Genomic DNA, 21,667 nt, shown 5'->3' with positions numbered 1-21,667 from the left:
GCCGACGGCGTCGCTGCCGCAGGGCGGCCGCGGATCCGAGGGCGGCTCAGGTTCCATCCAGCAGCGAGGGCCCCGCGTAGGGCATGATCGGTGGGTCTGAGCGTTCGGGGGAGTCGTGGGCGTGCTGCGGTGGATGAAGCGGCGTCGAAAGACGACCGCCTCGGTCGCCGTCGTCGCTGCGGCGGCGATCTCGTTGGGTGTGCTGGCGTTCACGTACGAGGGGTTCACGCAGACCGACGTCGAGCTGCATGACGGTGGCGTGTGGGTCACGCGCACGTCCGAGGCGCAGGTGGGCCATCTGAACGTGCAGGCGCAGGAGCTCGATGGTGGGTTCTTCCTGCCGTCGGGGTCGACGTCGTTCGACGTGCTGCAGGATGGCGATGCGGTGTTCGTGCGCGACGGCGACGGCGCGCTCATCGCGGTCGACCCGTCGTCGATGATCCTCGGCGCCGCGGTGCTGCTGCATCCGGACACGCAGGTCGACCAGCGCGGCGGCACCGTCGCGATCCTCTCGCCAGAGGGCGAGCTGTGGGCCATGCCGGTCGGCGAGGTGAGCGCGTTCGACGCCGAGGAGCTCGATCCGCTCGCCGAGGTCGGCGAGGGCGCCGCGCTCGCCGTCGGATACGACGGCAGCGTCGCCGTCGCGTCCCCTGCGGACGACGCGGTGCTGCGGTGGGAGACCGCCGACGACGGAGGCTTCGACGAGCCGTCGCGCGAGGGCCGCGAGGGGCTCGGCGAGGCCGACGACGTCAGCGTCACGATGGTCGGCGACCAGGCGGTCGCGCTGGGTGGCACGCGGCTGTTCCTGCCTGGTCGCACGGTCGACGTGCCAGAGGATGCGGTGCTGCAGCAGGTGGGCGACGAGGCCTCGAGCGTGATGCTCGCGACGAGCGATCTGCTGCTGCGGCAGCCGCTCGGCGTCGGGGAGCTCGTGCAGCAGTCGTTCGGCTCCGGCGGGGGCGAGACGGTCGCGCCGGTGCAGCTTGGCGGCTGCGTCTATGCGGCGTTCCCGTCGTCGGCGACGTTCGTGCGCACGTGCCAGGACGCCTCGCGCAGCACCGAGGAGGCCATCGAGGGCCTCGAGGGTGCTGCGACGTTCCGGGTGAACCGCGGCCTCGTGGCCCTCAACCAGTTCGAGACGGGTCAGTCGTGGCTCGTCACCGACGTCGTCGTGCTCATCGACAACTGGGACGACCTGATCCCCGAGCAGAGCGATGCGGAGTCGGACGAGCAGGACGAGTCGCTCGAGGACATCCTGCAGCAGACGGTGCCGCCGCCGTCGGCCGAGAATCACGATCCGGTCGCGACCGACGATCAGCTGGGTGCGCGGCCGGGGCGGGCGAGCATCCTGCCGGTGCTGGCGAACGACTCGGATCAGGATGGCGACGTGCTGACCGCTCGGGTCGTGAGCGATCTGCCGTCGGGGGTGACGGTGTCGCCGATCGCGAACGACTCGCAGCTGCAGATCGAGATCCCGGAGTCGTTCTCGGATCGCACGATCACGTTCCAGTACGAGGTCGCAGACGGCAAGGGCGGCACCGACACCGCGACCGTCACGGTCACGGTGCGTGCTCCGGAGGAGAACAGTCCGCCGGAGCCGCTGTTCGAGCAGTCGTTCGTGATCGAGCAGACCGCGAGGTTCGAGTATCCGGGGCTGCAGGGCTGGTTCGATCCCGACGGCGACGACTTCTACCTGCAGTCGGCCACGAGCCCCTCTGGCGACCAGATCGAGGCGTCGCCCGCCGGCCGCATCCTCTACACGGCCACGGGCGCGCCAGGCATCACGAGCGTCGAGCTGACGATCGTCGACTCCCGCGGCGGATCGACCGACGGCACGATCGCCGTGACCGTGCTCGAGCGCGGCACCGCGCAGATCCAGCCGAACGCCGACTTCATCTCGGCCACCGTCGGGCAGGAGGTCTCGCTCGAGCCACTCGCGAACGACTACGTGCCAGGAACCCAGGACGCGCGCCTCGCGCAGGTGTCGCTCGACCAGGTGCCGCAGCTGCAGGGCTCGTGGGATGCCGCAACCGGCATCGTCAGCCTCTCTGGTGCGACGGCGGGCACCTACTACCTGCCCTACCTCGCGACGGCAGGCGCCTCCTCGCAGCCAGGGCAGATCCGCGTCGACATCCGCGAGGCCGACGACGAGGCACGCCCCGTCGCGGTGCGCGACATCGCGCTGCTGCCGCAGCTGGGCGAGACGCTCGTCGACCTCATCGCGAACGACGTCGACCCCTCTGGCGGCGTGCTCGTCGTGCAGTCGGTCCGGGCGGATGGCGTCGCGGTGTCGGCGCAGCTGCTCGAGCGGCGCGTGCTGCGTCTCATCGACACGCAAGGGCTGACGAGCGAGACGACCATCACGTACACCGTCTCGAACGGGCGCTACACGGAGACGGGGCAGGTCGTCATCATCCCGGTGCCGCCGCCGGATCAGCCTGCGCAGCCGACGGCGGTGGCCGACACGGCGACGGTGCGCGAGGGCGACTTCGTGTCGATCCCCGTGCTCGACAACGACTTCAGTCCCGACAACCTCGACCTGACCGTGACGCCGACGCTCGTCGAGACGTCGTTCGCCTCTGGCGACGACGGCTGCGACGTGACGGGCGAGGATGCCGAGGGGTGCGCGTTCGTCGATGGCGACGTCGTGCGCGTGTTCGTGCCCGTCGGGGGCCCGAGCTCCGTGCGCGTCGTCTACGAGATCACGGATCGACACGGCGGCGTCGCGACGGCGCCCGTCGACATCACCGTCGTCTCGCGCGACGGCAGCAACGACCCGCCGATCGCGCAGACCGTCACGGCGCGCGTCGTCGAGGGCAACCGGGTCTCGATCCCCATCCCGCTCGACGGCATCGATCCGAACGGCGACGGCGTGGAGCTCGTCGGCTACGAGGCGGCGCCCGATGCGGGCCGCATCGTCGACACGGGCGACGGCTTCTTCGTCTACGAGGCCTACGAGGGCACCGCGGGCTCGACGACGTTCACCTACCGCGTGCGGGACCGGTGGGGAGCGGAGGCGACGGCCGCCGTCGTCATCGGCATCGCACCGCCGCCCGAGCTGAACCAGGCGCCGTTCGCCGAGACCGACGAGGTGCTCGTGCAGCCCGGTCGCGACATCGCGGTGCCCGTGCTCTCGAACGACTTCGACCCCGACGGCGACCTGCTCACGCTCGAGCTCGACGGCATCTCGGAGGCGTCGGAGCAGCTCGGCGAGATCACGATCGACGAGGACAGGAGCACCGTCGACTTCACCTCGCCGGAGGCGGAGGGCGAGTACCAGCTGCTCTACCGCGTCTCCGACGGTCGCGGGGCATCGACCCCGGGGATCGTGCTCGTCACGGTCGCCGACGACGCTCCGCCGCAGCCGCCGGTCGCCGTCGACGACGTCGTGCCCGCCGCCGACGTGTCTGCGGGCGAGCCCATCACGGTGCCGGTGCTCGACAACGACCTCGACCCCGACGGCAGCCCCGATGCGCTCGAGGTCGCGGTGCTGCAGGGTGACGCCGACGTCACCGCGGACGGCATCCGGGTGACGCCGAGCGACGAGGAGTTCCAGGTGGTCACGTACCGGGTGACCGACCCGGATGGCGAGAGCGCCCAGGCGTTCGTCTTCGTGCCGCTCGCGCGGGATCCTGCGCCGAGGCTCATCTCGGACGAGGTCATCGAGGTGCAGTCCGGCGTCGCGGAGGAGTTCGAGCTGTCGGAGCTCGTGGCGGTGTCGCAGAACAGCCCGCGCATCACGACGGCCGACAGCGTGTCGGCGACGAACGCCAACGGCGACCCGCTCGTGGTCGACGTCGACACGCTCGTCTACACCTCCGAGCTCGGCTACACGGGCCCCGCGACGCTGAGCTTCGAGGTCACCGACGGCACGGACGAGTCGGACGACAGCGCCTCGACAGCCGTGCTCTCGGTCGCGTTGCTCGTGCGGCCCTCGTCGGCGGTGCCCCCGACGTTCTCGGGCGCATCGCTGCAGGTGCCGCAGGACGGCTCGGTCGAGCTCGACCTCACGACGGCCACGCGCGACCCCGACCCCGGCGACCTCGACGACATGCGATACGAGCTCGTCGGTGGGCAGTCCGAGCAGGTCGACGCATCGCTCTCCGGTCAGATCATCACGCTCTCGGCCGATGTGGACGCCAGCCTCGGTGCGACGGCCTCGTACACGCTCGAGATCACCGACCGGCACGGCAACGCCATCCAGGGCACGGTCGTCGCGACCGTCGTGATCTCCGACAAGCCGCTCGCCATCGTGCGCGACGACACGGGCGAGGCGGTGCAGGGCGTCGCCTCGACCATCCCGGTGCTCGCGAACGACTGGAACCCCTTCGAGGGCCAGGCGCCGCTGACGGTCGCCGAGGCGACGGTCGTCGGCGGCGACGGGTCGGCGACCACCGACGGCTCCACCGTCACGGTCACGCCCGGTGGCGACTTCTCCGGCGTGCTCACGGTGCGCTACACCGTGATCGACGCGACCGAGACGCAGCAGCGTGCGAGGACGGGCCAGATCGTGCTGAACGTGAAGGGCAGGCCGGAGGCGCCGATCCGTCCGAACGTGCTGTCGGTGGGGGATCAGACGGTCACGTTGGCGTGGGCGGCGCCTGCGGCGAACGGTGCGGCGATCTCGGGCTACACGGTGCGCAGCGCGGATGGGTCGTTCTCGCAGGCGTGCGGGTCGACGACGTGCACGCTGCAGGGGCTCGTGAACGATCAGACGTATCAGTTCGTGGTGGTGGCGACGAACGAGGTGGGCGACTCCGACCCGTCGCCTGCGTCTGCGGATGCGCGTCCCGACGTGCGGCCCGACCCGCCGGCGGCGCCGCGCGCCGAGCGTGGCGACACGCAGCTGACGGTGACGTGGGAGGCGCCGCCGAACCGTGGCTCGGCGATCACGAGCTACCTGCTCGAGATCAGCCCGCCGCCCGCGAACGGCTCGCCGACCGTCGTGATCCCCGGTGGTGCGACGACGCACGTGTGGCAGGGCCTCACGAACGGCACCGCGTACACGTTCCGCGTGCAGGCCTCCAACGAGGCCCCCGAGCCGAGCGAGTTCAGTCCCGCCTCGTCGGCGCAGATCCCCGCAGGCCCGCCGCTGCAGGTGACGGGCGTCTCCGCGACGCGCGACCAGTCGATCCCAGGCAACGTGCAGATCCAGGTCACGTGGGACCAGCACGAGACGCGCAACAACGGCGCGGCCATCACGGGCTACTCGGTGCAGCCCTACTCGAACGGCGCACCGGTCGGGTCTGCGCTCACCGTGACCGGCGCTGCGACGACGCGGGCGACGTTCGGAGCGGGGTCGCTGCCAGCCGGCACGGGCGTGACGCTGACCTTCACGGTGCAGGCCGTCAACGACGTGGGGCCGTCGCCGGCATCGGCGCAGTCCAACGGCGTGCGCGACGCGACCACGCCGGCGGCGCCCGCCATCACCGCCGTGACGAACGGCGACGGCTGGGCCGACATCACGGTGCAGGCCGGCTCGACGAACGGTGCGCGGGCCGAGGAGGTCTCGTACCAGGTGTTCGTCAACGGCACGCAGCGCGGCACGGTCTCGGCGACCGGCGGGCGCGTGCAGGTCGCGAACCAGGACGTGCCCGGCGCGAACATCACGGTCCGAGCCGTGTCGACCGTGCAGGGCATCACGTATCCCGGGCCGCAGTCCGCTCCCGCGCAGGCGGCGCCGTACGGACCGATCGGGGCCCCCACCGCGGGTGCGACGCAGGGCGTCAACGAGGTGACCGTCTCGTGGGACGGACCGAACCCGAACGGGCGCCCCGTCACCGTGGAGATCAACATCAACGGCGGCGGATGGCAGCCGGTCGCCGATCAGGGCTCCCAGTCGGTGCAGACGAGCCCCGGCCAGCAGACGCGCATCCAGGTGCGGGCGTCGACAGGGCAGGCCGAGGGCGTCCACGGCGCCCAGACCACGCAGGCGTCCGCGCAGGCCCAGGCACGCGGCAACCCGTCGATCACGCTCTCGCGCGGTCCGGTCTTCCCCGGATGCAACGGCACCTGCTACAAGTACCAGCTGAGCTGGAGCGAGCTGCCGCCTGGCACCTACAGCTACCAGTGCTTCAACACCGGATCGAACAACGGCCCCGGCAACCCGTTCAACGACCCGAACCCGGGCACGGTCCGCATCGGCGACTGGAGCGGCAGCACGACCGCCGGGTCGAACGCCAACGGCGACCTCTGCTTCTCCGAGTTCCGCGGCGACGCCTGGATGCGCGTGTGGGGCAATGGCGTCGACATCCAGACACCACGGATCAGCTGGCCATGATGACGACAGAAGGAGCGCCGCGATGGCGATGACGATGACCCGCGAGCAGGCGGCATGGTTCCAGGAGACGTTCCAGCGTCTCGTCGACAACGTCGGCGCGGTCGTGCTCGGCAAGGAGGACGTGATCGCGCTCGCGTTCACGGCCATGCTCTCCGAGGGCCACCTGCTGCTCGAGGACGCGCCCGGCACGGGCAAGACGCAGCTGGCGAAGTCGATGGCGGCCACGGTCGCCGGCGCGAACACGCGCATCCAGTTCACGCCCGACCTGCTGCCCTCCGACGTCACGGGCGTCACCGTCTACGACCAGAAGACGCAGGCGTTCGAGTTCCACAAGGGGCCGATCTTCGCGCAGATCGTGCTCGCCGACGAGATCAACCGTGCGTCGCCGAAGACGCAGTCGGCGCTGCTGGAGGTCATGGAGGAGGGCCGCATCACCGTCGATGGCGACGCCTACGAGGTGGGTCGGCCGTTCATGGTCATCGCGACGCAGAACCCCATCGAGCAGGCGGGCACGTACCGCCTGCCGGAGGCGCAGCTCGACCGCTTCCTCATGAAGACGTCGATCGGCTACCCGGGCCGCGAGCAGACCGTGCGCATCCTCGCCGGCTCCGCGCAGCGCAACGCGTCGTCGCTCGTGCAGCCCATCGTCACGACGACGGCCGTCGCCGAGATGATCGACCTGGCGGCGACGGCCCACGTCGACGCGGCCGTGCTCGACTACATCGCCGGCCTCGCCGAGCACACGCGCGAGTCGAAGGACACGCGCCTGGGCGTCTCGGTGCGCGGTGCGATGGCCATCACGCGCGCTGCCAAGGCGTGGGCGTCCGCACGCGGCCGCAACTACGTGCTGCCCGACGACGTCAAGGCGCTCGCGCAGCACGTGTGGGCGCACCGCATCGTGCTCGACCCCGAGGCGGAGTTCTCGGGCGTCACCGGCGAGCGCGTCATCGAGCGAGCCGTCGCCGACGTGCCGGCGCCGCAGGAGAGGGCGCTCGTCTGATGAGCCAGGTCGCGCCGCAGGGCGGGGAGGTGACCGCCCCTCCCGTGCCGAGCGCGCCCGCGCCCGATGCCGAGCAGCCGGAGCAGCAGGAGCGACGCCGTCCGCGACCCTCGCCGCGCGCCGCGCTCGCAGCGGTCCGCGGCCGCATGCGCGCGCTCGCCGACTCGAACGTCGTGCACGGCGCGCGCCAGGGGATCGTCCGCGGCGCTCGAGCGACGGTGCCCGTGCTCGCACCCGTCACGCGGTTCGGCTGGGTCGCGCTCGCCATCACGATCGCGGCGCTCGTCATCGGCCTGTCGCTGCAGTGGACCGAGCTCGTCGTCATCGCGATCGCGGGCGCCGTGCTGCTCGCGATCGCCATCGTCTACGTCATCGGTCGCACGATGTACCGCATCGAGCTCGACCTGGCCTACACGCGCGTCGTCGTCGGCGAGCGCGCGCTCGGACGCATCGAGATCCACTCCGCGAGCCAGCGTCCGCTCATGCCCGCCACGATCGAGGTGCCCGTCGGCTCCGCCGTCGCCGCCTTCCACCTGCCGCGCATGCAGCCGCGCGACGTGCACGAGGACGTCTTCGCGATCCCGACGTCGCGGCGTGCCGTGCTGCGCGTCGGCCCCGTGCGCTCGGTGAAGGGCGACCCGCTGGGCCTGCTGCGCAGGCAGGTGCGCTGGACCGAGCCCGTCGAGCTGTTCGTGCACCCGCGCACCGTGCAGCTCGACGAGACCGCTCCCGGCCTCATCCGCGACCTCGAGGGCATCACGACCCGCGACCTCACGAACTCCGACATCGCGTTCCACGCGCTCCGCGACTACGTCGCAGGCGACGATCGCCGCTACATCCACTGGAAGTCGTCCGCGCGCACCGGGCAGCTCATGGTGCGCCAGTTCGAGCAGACGAGGCGCTCGGTGCTCGCGCTCGGGCTGTCGACGAACCCCGACGACTACGGCGACCCCGACGAGCTCGAGACGGCGATCTCGGTGCTCGGGTCGCTCGGCCTCCAGGCGATCCGCGACGAGATGGACGTCGTCGTGCGCACCTCCCGCCGCAGCCTGCCCGCCATGAACGGCAAGCGCCTGCTCGACGGGCTCTCGGGCGTCGCGACGAACGCGCGCCACGCGCGCCTCATCGGCCTCGCAGGCGAGATCGGTCGCGAGCATCCCGGTGCGTCCGTCGTGATGCTGCACGCGGGCAGCGGCGTCGACCTCACGACCGTGCGGCGTGCGACGTCGCTGCTGCCGTCGCAGGCCCGCATCCTCGTCATCCAGGCGGTCGCGGGCGCGAAGGCGCGCGTGCAGCCGCTCGGCACCGCCACGCTCGCGCAGCTGCCCTCGCTCGCCGAGCTCCCCCGCATCGTCAGGGCGGTGAGCGAGCAGTGAGCGTCGACGCATCCGCAGCGGCCGGTCGCCGCGCACCGCTGCTGCCCAGGAGGCCCTGGCAGGTCGCGATCGACTGCGCCGTCATCCTGCTCGTGCTCACGATGGCCACGCTCGCGTTCCGACCCGTCTTCGGCGGCACCGACGTGCTCATCGCCGGCATCGGCGGTGCGCTCGCCGGCATCCTCGTCGGCGTCGTCACGTCGCTGCGCCCGCTGCGCGGCTGGCTCGTGACCGTCGCGGGCATCGTGGTCGCCTACGTCGTCTTCGGCCCCGCGCTCGCCGTGCGCCACGCGACGATCGGCGGCGTCATCCCGACGGTCGACGGCCTTCGCGAGCTCATGCTCGGCTCGTTCATCTCCTGGCGCAGCCTGCTCACGGCGCAGCCTCCCGTGCAGGGCTTCCCGAGCCTGCTCGTCGTGCCGATGCTCACGACGCTGCTGTGCGGCGCGATCGCGACCGTGCTCGCGATCCGGCTGCGACGCGGCGCGGCGTGGGCGATGCTGCCCGGCGTCGTCGCCCTCGTCGTGGGGATCGCGTTCGGCACGCGCATCGCCGAGCAGCCCATCCTGCTCGGCGTCGTCACCGCCTGCGCGTCGATCGCCTGGATCGCATGGCGCGGAGCGACCTCCAGGCGCAACCTCGCCGAGGAGGTCGAGGTCACGCGCGACGACGCCAACCGCCGCGCCTTCGCACGCCGACGCCTCATCGGCGGCGTCGGCATGGTCGCGGCCGCCGCGCTCGTCGCGAGCGTCGCCGCCGTGCCCATCGCCTTCACCGACCGTCAGGTGCTGCGCGACGACGTCGAGCCGCCCATCGAGCTCGCCGACTACCCCAGCCCCCTCGCAGGCTTCCGGCTGTGGCACAAGAACTTCGAGGAGGCGACGCTGCTGACCGTCTCCGGCATGCCGGAGGGGTCGCGGCTGCGGCTCGCGACGCTCGACTGGTACGACGGCACCGTCTTCGCCGTCGCAGGCAGTCAGGAGTCGGCGGCGTCCGGCTCGTTCTCCCGCGTCGGCGACGCGATCGACTCGTCGCAGCCTGGCGAGCCCACCCGCATCGAGGTCGAGATCGACCAGTACTCGGGCGTGTGGGTGCCGAGCGTCGGCTACGCGGAGCGCATCGACTTCGGCGGCGACGATGCCATCGCGCTGCAGTCGTCGCTCGCGTACAACGGACTCACGGGCAACGTGCTCGCAGAGGCGGGGCTCGGCGAGGGCGACTCGTACACGATCGACGCGATCGTGCCGACGCTGCCGGAGGTCGAGGACCTCGCGGGCCTGCCGACGTCGGACATCGACATGCCGGACACCGACGTGCCCGAGCTCATCCAGGCCTTCGTCTCGACGTACGCGACCGAGCGGACGACGCTCGACAACATCCTCGCCATGACGGCGCAGCTGAACCAGGGCGCGTTCAGCCACGGCGTCGGCGACGACGAGGCCGTCTCGCTCGCCGGCCACGGCGAGCGCAGGCTCACGACGATGTTCGACGCCGAGACGCTGCTGGGCGACGACGAGCAGTACGCGGCGGCGTTCGCGCTCGCGCTGCAGTTCTACGGCGTGCCCGCCCGCGTCGTCATGGGCATGTACCCGGGCGACGAGGCCTTCGAGGGCGACGAGGGGGCGGTCGAGCTCACCGGCAGCGACATGCACGCGTGGGTCGAGGTGTCGTTCCAGGGCGTCGGCTGGGTGCCGTTCGACCCGACCCCGCCCGAGGACAACACGCAGGTCGAGCCCGAGCCGCAGCCGCAGCCCGACCCCCGGCCGCAGGTGCTGCAGCCGCCGCAGCCGCCTGAGGAGCCCGCGGAGCTGCTGCCGAACACGCAGCCGGACCAGGCGCAGGACGACGAGGAGGAGCAGGCGTCGACCTGGTGGCTCGTCGCGCTCGCCGTCGCGGGGGTCATCCTCGGCATCCTCGCGCTGCTCGCGCTGCCGTTCCTCGTCATCGGCCTGCTGAAGGCCAGACGCAGACGCAGGCGCTTCGAGGCGGCGAGCGAGAGCGAGCGGCTGGCAGGCGGCTGGCACGAGGTGGTCGACGAGGCCGTCGACCTCGGCCTGCCCGTGCCCGCGGGCATCACGCGCCGCGAGGTCGCGTCGTCGGTGGAGGAGCGGTATCCGCAGTCGCGTGCCGCTGCGATCGGCGAGTACGTCGACTCGGGCGTCTTCGGCCCCGGTGAGCCGCATCGCGGCGAGATCGACGCGTTCTGGAAGGATGTCGATCGCAGCGTGCAGGCGATGCGGCGGGAGGCGAGCAGGCGCACGAGGATCCTCGGGATGCTCTCCCTGCGGTCGTTCCTGCGTCGACGAGCGGAGCGGAGGGGCCGATGATCTGGTCGATCGACGATGGGCGCGACACGCGCCCCGATGGCGTCGACGAGGACGGCGTGCCCGATCCCGCCTACGCCGCGAGCCTCGGCCTCATCCCGGCGCCCCTGGGGCGACGCGTCGTCGCGACGCTCATCGAGGTCGCGGTCTACGCCCTGCTCTCGCTGCCGCTGCTGCTGGGAGCGATGGCCCGCATCGTGAGCCTCGTCACGGGTGCGACGAGCTGGTACGGGTTCGTGAACCACCCGGGCTTCGTGCTGACGCTCGTCATGACGATCGTCACGGTCGTGCTGTCGATCGCGTTCACCGTCGTGCAGCTCATCCTCCACGGGCGCAAGGGCGTCACGCTCGGCAAGGCCATCATGGGGCTGCGCACCGTGAACGTCGCGACGCTCGCGAAGCCGGGATTCGGTCGCGTGCTGCTGCGCGGCATCGTGCTGTACGCCTCGTCGATCGTGCCGGTCGTGGGGCCGGCGCTGTTCCTCTGCTCGCCGCTGCTCGATCGGCGCAGGCGTCGCGGCTGGCTCGACCTCGTCGGACGCACGTGGCTCGTCGACGCTGCGAACGGGCTCGACCCGTACGACGCGAAGCGGATGCGCATCGCCCGCAAGACGGTCGCGGCCGACCCCGTCGCCGAGCAGCAGGCGCTGCCGTCGCTCGCGACCCCCGTGCAGCACGGCGCGACCGCCGCCTACCAGCCGGGCGCTCGCGTGAGCGCAGGCGTGCTCGGTGCCGCACGGCCGCACGTGCCCGGCGAGCACCCCGTCGTCGGCGTCGCGTCGTCGCAGCAGCGGGCCCTCGCGCAGCCCGAGACGCAGCAGGCCGCGCCCTCGGCGCCGTCCGCGCCCTACCTTCCCGGCGAGCTCACGGGTTCCGCGCCGAGCGGGCTGCCGCCCGTGCCGTCGTCGCCGTTCGCGCGGCCGGGCGGGGTGCCGAGCGCGCCGCAGGTGCAGCAGGCGGGCACCCCGGTGCAGGGGGTCTCGAGCGCCTCGCCCGTCACGCCCCAGCAGACCCCCGGGCAGCCGCCGATCGTGCAGCAGCAGGCGGCATGGACGCCTCCGGCCGTCGACGCCGCGCCGCAGCCGCCCGTGCAGCATCAGGCGCCGCCGCACGAGCCGCAGCAGGCTCCCGCGCAGGAGCGGCAGGCAGGGGTCCCGTCCGCGCCCGTGCAGCAGCCTCCCGCGCCTGCGAGCGCGCCGGTGTCCGACGCGACCGTCGTGCGGACGCCGAGCGACGGCGTCGGCGACGACCTCGAGGCCACGCGCATCGCCCGCCCCCGCGCGCTCGTGCTCGAGCTCGACGGCGGCGGCCGCATCCAGCTCGGCGGCCGCGTGCTGATCGGCCGCAACCCCACGCTCCAGCCCGGTGAGGCCGGCACGCTCGTGCCGATCCCGGACGACACGCGCTCGGTCTCGAAGACGCATGTCGCGATCGACGTCGAGGGCGGCACGATCACGATCGTCGACCGGCACTCGACGAACGGCTCGTCGATCGTGCGCGGAGGCAAGGAGACGAGGCTCGTCGGCGGCGTGCCCACCCGCGCAGAGGTCGGCGACGTCGTGATGCTCGGCGATCGCCGGGCGGTGATCTCGCGTGGCTGAGCTGCGCGTGGGCGAGTACCGCTACGAGCATGCGGCGATCGTGCTGCGCTGGGCGGGGGCGACCCACGAGGGTGCGCGCGCCATGAACGAGGACTCGGTGTTCGCATCCTTCCCCGTCTTCCTCGTGGCCGACGGCATGGGCGGGCAGGCCTCCGGCGACGTGGCGAGCGCGCTCGCGGTCGAGTCGTTCCGGACGCTGAAGGGCCGCGCGCTCGCGTCGGTCGAGGGCGTCGAGCAGAGCGTCGAGCGCGCGTTCCGCGCCGTGCGCCACGAGGCGGCCTGGCATGGCGCGGCGGGCGGCACGACCCTCGCCGGCGCGGTCGCCGTCGACGTCGGCGGCATCGCGCACTGGTACGTGCTCAACGTCGGCGACTCCCGCACGTACCTGCTCGAGGACGGCGTGCTGCAGCAGGTGAGCGTCGACCACTCGGTCGTGCAGGAGCTCGTCGACGCAGGTGCCGTCGAGCGCGAGGCCGCGCGCACGCATCCGCAGCGCCACATCATCACGCGCGCGATCGGTGCGGGGGAGGAGCACGCTCCCGACAGCTGGCTGCTGCCCGCAGAGCGGGGCCAGCGTCTGCTCGTGTGCTCCGACGGCCTCTCGAGCGAGGTCGACGACGACGAGATCGCAGGCGTGCTGCGTGCGACGCCGTCGCCTGCGGATGCCGCGGCGTCGCTCGTCGCCCGCGCGCTGCGCGCCGGTGGGCGCGACAACGTCACGGTGGTCGTGGTCGACGTCGACGAGGTCGCGGGCGCCTGGGAGCTCGGCGACACCCGCCGCGGCGCGCTCGTCGAGGACACCGTGCCGATGACGAGGCGACGCTGATGCGCGCGTCGTACACGTTCGGCGAGGCGTGGTGCGTCGTGCACGGCGACGTGCTCGTCGTGCTCGACCGCGGTCTCGACGCGCCGACGGCCGTGGCGCTGCACACGGCGACGAGCGACCGGACGACGGCGGCGTCGCTGCGCGACGAGCCGCTCGCGCTCGCGGTGCTCGAGCCCGTCGAGGACGGCTGGCTGCTGTGGCGCAGGCGCGGCGTGCCGGCCGTCGCCGCCGAGCCGCTGCCCGATCGCACCGGCGAGGACTGGAGCAGCGACCTGCTGCCGACGGGTTCGACCGTGGCGTTCGGCGCCGTCGGGGCGCTCGCCGATGCGCTGCCGGTCGAGGGCGGCGTCGTGCGTGCGAGCGCAGTGCGCGTCGAGCTCGTCGCCTCGTCGACGGGCGCTGCGTCGCAGGTCGAGGTCTCGCCGCAGCCCGAGCCCGAGCCCGAGCCCGAGCCGGAGTCCGAGCCCGCGCCGGAGGTCGAGCCCGAGTCGGCGCCGGAGGTCGAGCCGGAGCCGGAGCCGCAGCCGGAGCCGGAGCCGGAGGTCGAGCCGCAGCCGGAGCCCGAGCCGCAGCCCGAGCCCGCACCGGAGCCCGCGCCCGCGCCCGAGCAGCAGCCGACGCTCGACGCCGCGCCCGCGGCCGTCGAGACCTCGCCGCCGACGACGCCGGAGCCAGCAGGGTCGGACGCACCGACGGCGCATCCAGGCATCGGGGGCATCATCGACTCCGTGCCCGGCTACATCCGACCCGCCGCCGTCGTCGAGGTCCCCGACCTCGTCGTCGGCGACCACGACGGCATGACGATCGCTGGCGACGCCGCGCGCTCGCTCGCGGCCGCGGCGAGGGAGCAGGCGGCTGCGGGTGCGCCCGTGCTCGGGCCGGCGACGGGCCCCGTCGTGCTCTCGTCGCTGTGCGCCGCCGCCCACGTGAACCCTCCGGGCGCCACGACGTGCGCGTGCGGTGCGCCCATCGAGCGCGGCTCGTCCGACCAGCGGTCGCGACCCGAGTTCGCCGAGCTCGTGCTGGCCTCCGGCGATCGCGTGCCGCTGGGGCGGGGCGTCGTGCTGGGCAGGAGGCCGAGCAGCCGACGCGTCGAGGATGGCCGCGTGCCCCGCCTCGTCACGGTGTCGAGCCCCAGCGAGGACATCTCCCGCAGCCACCTCGAGGTGCGCTGCGAGGACTGGAACGTGCTCGCCGTCGACCTCGACTCCACGAACGGCACGGTGCTGCTGCGCGACGGCTCCGCCCCGATGCGCCTGCGGCCAGGCGCCCCCCAGCTCATCGCCTTCGGCGACCGCCTCGACCTCGGCGACGGCGTCGTCGTGCGCATCGAGCGCGTCGCCGGGGAGCAGGCGCGATGAGCGCGCGTCGCGCGCCCGCGCAGCCGCCGCTGCTGCCCGGCTACGAGCACCGCAGGCTGCTGGGCACCGGCGGCTTCGCCGACGTGTTCCTCTACGAGCAGGTGCTGCCGTCGCGTCCCGTCGCCGTGAAGGTGCTGCTGACCGGCGTCGTCGACCGCGACGTCGTCGAGCACTTCCGGCAGGAGGCCAACGTCATGGCCCAGCTGTCGTCGCATCCGTCGATCGTCACGATCTACGGCGCCGCCGTCTCCGACGACGGCCGCCCCTACCTCGTCATGGAGTACTGCCCGCGGCCCAACCTGGGCGTGCGCTACCGCAGCGACCGCTTCTCGGTGGCGGAGGTGCTCGCGCTGGGCGTGCAGATCGCAGGCGCCGTCGAGACGGCGCACCGCGCGGGCGTGCTCCACCGCGACATCAAGCCCGCGAACATCCTCGTCACCGCGTACAACCGTCCCGCGCTCACCGACTTCGGCATCGCGACCACGACGGGCGAGGCCGACGTCTCGACGGGCATGTCGATCCCCTGGTCGCCGCCGGAGGCGTTCGCCGAGCAGCCCTGGAGCGGCCGCGAGTCCGACGTCTACGCCCTCGGCGCGACGCTGTACACGCTGCTCGCGGGACGCTCGCCCTTCGAGCTGCCTGGCGGGTCGAACACGAGCATCGACGTCATGACGCGCATCCAGCGCGGCGAGATCGCCCCGCTCGCGCGCTCCGACGTGCCCGCGTCGCTCGAGTCGGTGCTGCGATCGTCGATGGAGGTCGACCCGCGCAGGCGCTACGCGAGCGCGCAGGCCCTCGGGCGGGCGCTGCAGCAGGTCGAGGCCGAGATGCGCCTGTCGGTCACGCAGATGGACGTGCTCGACGACTCGGTGCCCGTCGACGTCGTCGACGACGAGGACGGCGGCGCGACGCGCATCCGGGGCGTCGTCGAGATCGACCCGCACGTCGACGAGCCGCCGAGGCTCGCGACCTCGAGCCCCGCCCCGCCGCAGGCGCCGTCGTACGCCGCGGCCGTCTCGGCCGTGTCGGAGGCCACCGTCATGCGACCCTCGCAGTCGGCAGCCGGGACGCTCGCGGGTCCGCAGATCCCGCGGCCGGGCGAGCTGCCGGTCGCCGCCGAGCCGGACTCCCCGTGGGGTGTGGCGGCGCAGCAGGTGCAGGCGGTGCGGCGCAAGCGGTCGCGCACGCCGATCATCGCGTCGATCGCGGCCGTCGTGCTCGTGCTCGTGCTCGTCGCCGGCGTCTGGCTCGTCGTGACGTCGGAGTCGGGCACGAGCCAGCCGGGCCCGTCGACGACGATCGCGGCGCCCGAGCCCAACACGCCCTCGCCGCCGCTCGAGGTCGACGTCGTCGTCGCAGGCGAGTCCGCCGAGTTCACGTGGGCGAACCCCTCGGAGCAGGACGGCGACGTGTACGTCGTCCACGCCGACCCGTCGAACGCGGATCCCGTCCGCGACTCGACCGACCTCACCAGCTACTCCCTCGCGCTGGACCCCGACGGCGAGACCTGCATCTCGGTCGCGATCCAGCGCGAGAGCGGCCTTCGTTCGACCTTCGTGGAGATGTGCGCCGATGTCTGATCCCACCTCGATCCGCGTCGAGTTCGCCGGCGAGTGGTTCGACCCCGTCGCCGAGCGGCCGTTCGTCATCGGTCGCGAGGGCGACCTCGCAGTCGACGACAACCCCTACCTGCACCGTGCGTTCCTCGAGATCGCGCAGCGCGACGGGCTGTGGTGGCTGACGAACGTCGGCACGCGCCTGTCCGCGACGCTCTCCAGCGCAGGTGGCGCCGTGCAGTCGTGGCTGTCGCCGGGCGCGAGCCTGCCGCTCATGTTCGCCGAGTGCGTCGTGGTGTTCACGGCGGGTCCGACGACGTACGAGCTGGGCATCCACACGACCACCGCCCCGTTCGCGATGGCAGCCTCCGCCGCCGCGACGACCGTCGGCGACGCGACGGTCATGCCCACGCAGCTCACGGCGCTGCAGAAGGCGCTCATCGTGGCGCTCGCGGAGCCGATGCTGCGCCGCGAGGGCGTGGGCGTGAGCGAGCTGCCCACGAGCACGGCCGCTGCCGAACGGCTCGGGTGGTCGATGTCGCGCTTCAACCGCAAGCTCGACAACGTCTGCGACAAGCTGGACCGCATGGGCGTGCAGGGACTGCGCGGCGGCGCGGGGAGGCTCGCGAGCAACCGGCGAGCGCGGCTCGTGGAGTATGCCGTGTCGTCGCAGCTGGTGACGCGGGCCGATCTGTCGCTGCTGGACGACGAGTCGCTGCGCGGTGCCGACGAGGAGGGGACCGAGGCATGAAGGTCAAGCTGACGCTGCACAAGGACGGCGCCGCACCCCGCGACATCGTCGTGACGGCCGACTCGACCGCGACGGTCGAGGACGTCGCGAGGCAGATCGCCGACGCCGACCCCCAAGGGGGCGTCGCGATCGCAGACGACCAGGCGGTCACCCTCGCCGTCGCGCCGCCGACGAGCCCTCGGCTCGATCCTCTCGAGCCCGACGCCCTCATCGGTGAGGCCGCGATCGGCTCCGGCTTCAACGCCGCGGTGCTGCCGCTCGGGCACCGCAGGACGCAGCGCGCTGCGAACGCAGGCGGACCGGCGCTCGCGGTGCTGCGCGTCGTCGGCGGACCCGCGGCCGGCCTCGAGGTGCAGCTGTCGGCAGGCCAGCACACGATCGGCCGCGACCCCTCGTGCGACGTCGTCGTCGGCGACAGGCAGGTGTCGAAGCGGCACGCGCGCATCGAGGTCGGCACCCACATCGAGGTCGTCGACCTGAACTCGGCCAACGGCGTCCTCGTCGACGGCCAGCTCGTGTCTCGTCTGCGCGTCATCCCCGGGCAGGCGTTCACGCTCGGCGAGAGCGTGCTGCAGGTGCAGCTGGCAGGCAGCTTCGACGCCGGCGGCGCCGACCCCGTGCTCGAGCGCGGCGGGTCGCTCATGTTCAACCGCAGCCCGCGCGTGGAGGAGCGCTACTCGGGCGAGTCGTGGGACGAGCCGCGGATGCCGAAGGAGCCGGCGTCGAAGATGTTCCCGTGGCCGATGCTCATCGCCCCGATCATCCTCGCCTCCACGCTCTTCGCGATGACGGGGCGAGCGCGCTCGCTCATCGTCGCGTTCATGACCCCGCTGATGCTCGCGGGCAACTTCATCTCGCAGCGCACGCAGGTCGGCCAGAAGGTCAAGGCCGAGGCGGCGACGTTCGAGAAGCAGTTCGAGCGGCTCGAGGAGCTGCTGTACCGCGCGATCCCGGAGGAGCGCCGCGTGCGCAACCTCGAGGCCCCGCCCGTCGCGGAGGTCTTCGACCACGCCATGCGTCTCGGGCCGATGCTGTGGACGCGCAGGCCGGAGCACTGGAACTTCCTGGGCGTGCGTCTGGGCACGTGCACGACGGAGAGTCGCAACGAGATCAAGCGTGCCGAGGTGCAGGAGGGGCTGCCGGAGTTCGTCGAGCGGGTCGACGCGCTCGAGGAGCGCTACGAGCTCATCTCCGAGGTGCCCGTGTTCGAGACGTTCCTGTCGACGGGCTCGCTCGGCGTGGCAGGCCCGAAGGCTGCCGCGAGCGACGCGCTGCGGGGCCTCGGCGTGCAGCTGTTCGGCCTCCACGCCCCCAACGACGTCGTCGCCGTCGCGCTCGCAGCGCCCGACTGGGTCGAGGAGCTCGAGTGGCTGAAGTGGCTGCCGCACACGACGAGCGAGAAGAACCCGTTCAAGGACATGCCGCTGGCCGACTCGGCGCCGACGGGGCAGGCGCTGCTCTCGGCGATCGAGGAGCACATCATGCGCCGGTCGAAGAAGACGGAGGGCGACCTGCGCCCGCCGTACAAGGACGACTGGGACCCGATGGACTTCGGCACCGACGTCGAGCGCGCCTCGAAGGAGACGAAGTTCCCAGGCGGCGCCGCGATCGTGCTCATCGTCACGAACGACGCCCCCGTCGACCGCCCCAGGCTGACGCAGATCCTCGAGCGCGGCCCCGACGTGGGCGTCTACACGCTGTTCGTCGCCCCCACCGTCGAGTCGCTCCCCGCAGCGTGCCGCACGTTCGTCGACGTCACCGAGGGCCTGCAGCAGGCGGAGGTGGGCACGGTGCGCTCCGGCGTCACGTACCGCGACGTCGTCGTCGAGGGCGTCTCGAACGAGTACATGCACATGCTCGCGAAGCGCCTCGCCCCCGTCGTCGACTCGTCGACCGTCATCGTCGACGCCTCCGACATCCCCACCTCCGTCAACCTCCTGACGCTCACGGGCCCCGACATCGCGCAGGATCCCAGCGCGGTCGTCGAGCGCTGGCGGCAGAGCAACACGATCATCGACCGCTCCGGCGTGCAGCAGCCGAGGCTGAAGAAGGCCGGCAACCTGCGTGCCGTCGTCGGTCAGGGCGCGACGGACGCCATGACGCTCGACCTGCGCACGCAGGGCCCGCACGCCCTCGTCGGCGGCACGACCGGTGCCGGCAAGTCGGAGTTCCTGCAGGCGTGGGTGCTCGGCATGGCCGCGGCGCACAGCCCAGACCGCGTGACGTTCCTGTTCGTCGACTACAAGGGCGGATCCGCGTTCGCCGACTGCGTCGAGCTGCCGCACTGCGTCGGCCTCGTCACCGACCTGTCTCCGCACCTCGTGCGCAGGGCGCTCACGAGCCTGCGGGCCGAGCTGCACCACCGCGAGCACCTCTTCAACCGCAAGAAGGCGAAGGACCTGCTCGAGCTCGAGAAGCGCCGCGACCCCGACTGCCCGCCGGCGCTCGTGCTCGTCATCGACGAGTTCGCGGCGCTCGCGGGCGAGGTGCCGGAGTTCGTCGACGGCGTCGTCGACATCGCCCAGCGTGGTCGGTCGCTCGGCATCCACCTCATCATGGCCACGCAGCGCCCTGCCGGCGTCATCAAGGACAACCTGCGCGCCAACACGAACATGCGCGTCGCGCTGCGCATGGCGGACGAGTCCGACTCGAAGGACGTCGTCGACGATCCCGTGGCCGGCACGTTCGACCCGTCGATCCCCGGCCGCGGCATCGCGAAGACCGGCCCGGGTCGGCTCGTGCCGTTCCAGTCGGCGTACGCGGGAGGGTGGACGAGCGACGACGTCGTGCAGGTCGCCGACGTGCAGGTGGCCGAGCTTCGCTTCGGCTCGCTCGTGCGCTGGGAGCGCGAGCAGCCCGTCGAGGTCGACGAGGACGTCGATCCGGGTCCCAACGATCAGAAGCGCATCGTGCGCACGCTCATCGACGCCGTGGGCGAGGCTGGCATCCCCGCGCCGCGCAGGCCGTGGCTCGACGACCTCGAGCGCACCGTCGACGTGCGCGACCTGCCGATCCACGACGACCGGCGCATCCTGCTCGGCAAGGCCGACATCCCCGAGCGGCAGCTGCAGGAGCCCATGTACTTCGTGCCCGACCGCGACGGTTCGCTGCTCGTGTACGGCACCTCCGGTGCCGGCAAGTCGAGCGTGCTGCGCACGATCGGCGTCGGCGCGGGCATGCGGCCCGAGAACGACGTCGAGGTGTACGGCCTCGACTTCGCCTCCGGCGCCCTGCGCTCGCTCGAGGTGCTGCCGCACGTCGGCTCGGTGATCTCGGGCGACGACGCGGAGCGCGTGCAGCGGCTGCTGCGCTCGCTCGGCATGCTGCTCGACGACCGCGGGCGACGCTTCTCGGATGCGAACGCCTCCGACATCGCCGAGTACCGCGACATCACGGGCGAGCGCATCCCGCGCATCATCGTGCTGCTCGACAACTACCCGCAGTTCAAGGCGGAGTGGGACATGACGAGCGCCAGAGCGCCGTTCTACGCCGTCTTCATGCGGATCCTCGGCGAGGGCCGCCCGCTGGGCGTCCACGTGGTCTTCACGGCCGACCGGTCGGGCGCCGTGCCCACCGGCGTCTCGTCGAACGTCTCGCGCCGCGTCGTGCTGCGCCTGTCCGACGAGAACGCGTACGTCATGGTGGGCGTCGCGCGCGACGTGCTCGACGAGCACTCCGCACCCGGCAGGGCGATCGTCGACGGCTTCGAGACGCAGATCGCCGTGCTCGGCGGCACGCCGAACGTCGCGGAGCAGTCGAAGCTCATGGCGCAGCTCGCCGAGGAGCTGCGCAGGCAGGGTGCGCGCGAGGTCGAGGAGATCGGTGCGCTCCCGACGCGGCTGTCCGAGGGCAACCTGCCTGCACGCATCAAGGGCTTCCCCGTGCTGGGCGTCGCCGAGGACACCCTCGCGGCCCGCGAGTTCGACGCGATCGGAACGTTCATCGTGGCCGGACCTCCGGAGTCGGGCAAGACGAACGCGATGAAGGCGATCGTCAACAGCATGCTGCGCTTCGACCCCGACGTGCGCCTGTTCCACTTCGCCGGTCGACGCTCGGTGCTGAAGGACTACGCCCCGTGGGTGCGCAGCGCCGTGAACGTCGACGATGCGAAGGCGCTCGCGACCGAGCTCGTCGACGTCGTGAAGGACGAGACGATCCCCGGCCGCATCATGATCGTCATCGAGAACGTCCCGCAGTTCGCGGACTCCGACGCCGAGCGCAAGCTCAAGGAGCTCATGCAGGCGATCAACCGCTCCGACCACTTCCTCGTCGGCGACGCCGACGTGTCGCAGGTCACGAGCGGCTTCGGCTTCATCGGCGACTTCAAGGCCGGCCGCAAGGGCATCATCCTGAAGCCCGACTCGTTCGACGGCGACTCGGTGTTCAAGGTGCCGTTCCCGAAGGTGAAGCGCGCCGACTTCCCGGTGGGCAGAGGCATTTTCGTGCAGGCGGGCCGTGGCGTGACGATGCAGATGCCGCTCGTGCAGACCGAGACGGCACCCGTGCCGCCCGTGTCGGTCGCCCCCGTGCTGCAGCACGCGGACGCCGACGCGGCCGTGAGCGAGGCGACGGTCCTGCCGCCTGCGTGATGC

At 72.3% G+C, this 21,667-nt stretch carries 10 protein-coding genes; all 10 read left to right on the top strand.

What is annotated here, in order from left to right:
* Positions 1-133: 133 nt before the first annotated feature.
* Genes ACZ6H8_RS10885 through ACZ6H8_RS10840 form a run of 10 tightly spaced genes read left to right on the top strand, consistent with a single transcriptional unit; the run spans position 134 to position 21,664 of the window.
* The gene (locus ACZ6H8_RS10885) at positions 134-6,280 is read left to right on the top strand and encodes an Ig-like domain-containing protein (RefSeq protein ID WP_464146845.1); all 6,147 of its coding nucleotides are present in this window, start codon (positions 134-136) and stop codon (positions 6,278-6,280) included.
* 28 nt (positions 6,281-6,308) lie between these two features.
* Entirely contained in the window at positions 6,309-7,280 is a 972-nt protein-coding gene (locus tag ACZ6H8_RS10880) for an AAA family ATPase (RefSeq protein ID WP_464146848.1), read from the top strand.
* On the top strand, positions 7,280-8,656 hold the full coding sequence (locus tag ACZ6H8_RS10875; RefSeq protein ID WP_464146844.1) for a DUF58 domain-containing protein: 1,377 nt from the start codon (positions 7,280-7,282) through the stop codon (positions 8,654-8,656). Before ACZ6H8_RS10880 ends, ACZ6H8_RS10875 begins: the two co-directional genes overlap by 1 nt.
* Complete coding sequence (locus tag ACZ6H8_RS10870) at positions 8,653-10,983, top strand: transglutaminaseTgpA domain-containing protein (protein ID WP_464146842.1); 2,331 nt, start codon at positions 8,653-8,655, stop codon at positions 10,981-10,983. Before ACZ6H8_RS10875 ends, ACZ6H8_RS10870 begins: the two co-directional genes overlap by 4 nt.
* Complete coding sequence (locus ACZ6H8_RS10865) at positions 10,980-12,581, top strand: RDD family protein (RefSeq protein WP_464146841.1); 1,602 nt, start codon at positions 10,980-10,982, stop codon at positions 12,579-12,581. The genes ACZ6H8_RS10870 and ACZ6H8_RS10865 overlap by 4 nt, the downstream gene beginning before the upstream one ends.
* Positions 12,574-13,407, top strand: a complete 834-nt coding sequence (locus tag ACZ6H8_RS10860; protein ID WP_464146840.1) for a PP2C family protein-serine/threonine phosphatase — start codon at positions 12,574-12,576, stop codon at positions 13,405-13,407. Before ACZ6H8_RS10865 ends, ACZ6H8_RS10860 begins: the two co-directional genes overlap by 8 nt.
* Positions 13,407-14,768: an FHA domain-containing protein gene (locus ACZ6H8_RS10855; RefSeq protein ID WP_464146839.1), complete on the top strand. Its 1,362-nt coding sequence runs from the start codon at positions 13,407-13,409 to the stop codon at positions 14,766-14,768. The genes ACZ6H8_RS10860 and ACZ6H8_RS10855 overlap by 1 nt, the downstream gene beginning before the upstream one ends.
* Entirely contained in the window at positions 14,765-16,348 is a 1,584-nt protein-coding gene (locus ACZ6H8_RS10850; RefSeq protein WP_464146838.1) for a serine/threonine-protein kinase, read from the top strand. Before ACZ6H8_RS10855 ends, ACZ6H8_RS10850 begins: the two co-directional genes overlap by 4 nt.
* Entirely contained in the window at positions 16,341-17,075 is a 735-nt protein-coding gene (locus ACZ6H8_RS10845; RefSeq protein WP_464146837.1) for a hypothetical protein, read from the top strand. Before ACZ6H8_RS10850 ends, ACZ6H8_RS10845 begins: the two co-directional genes overlap by 8 nt.
* Complete coding sequence (locus ACZ6H8_RS10840; protein WP_464146836.1) at positions 17,072-21,664, top strand: FtsK/SpoIIIE domain-containing protein; 4,593 nt, start codon at positions 17,072-17,074, stop codon at positions 21,662-21,664. The genes ACZ6H8_RS10845 and ACZ6H8_RS10840 overlap by 4 nt, the downstream gene beginning before the upstream one ends.
* Positions 21,665-21,667 lie beyond the last annotated feature (3 nt).

It is taken from the genome of Agrococcus sp. AC640b, assembly GCF_979255995.1.
This window is presented reverse-complemented; position numbering and strand designations above follow the sequence as displayed.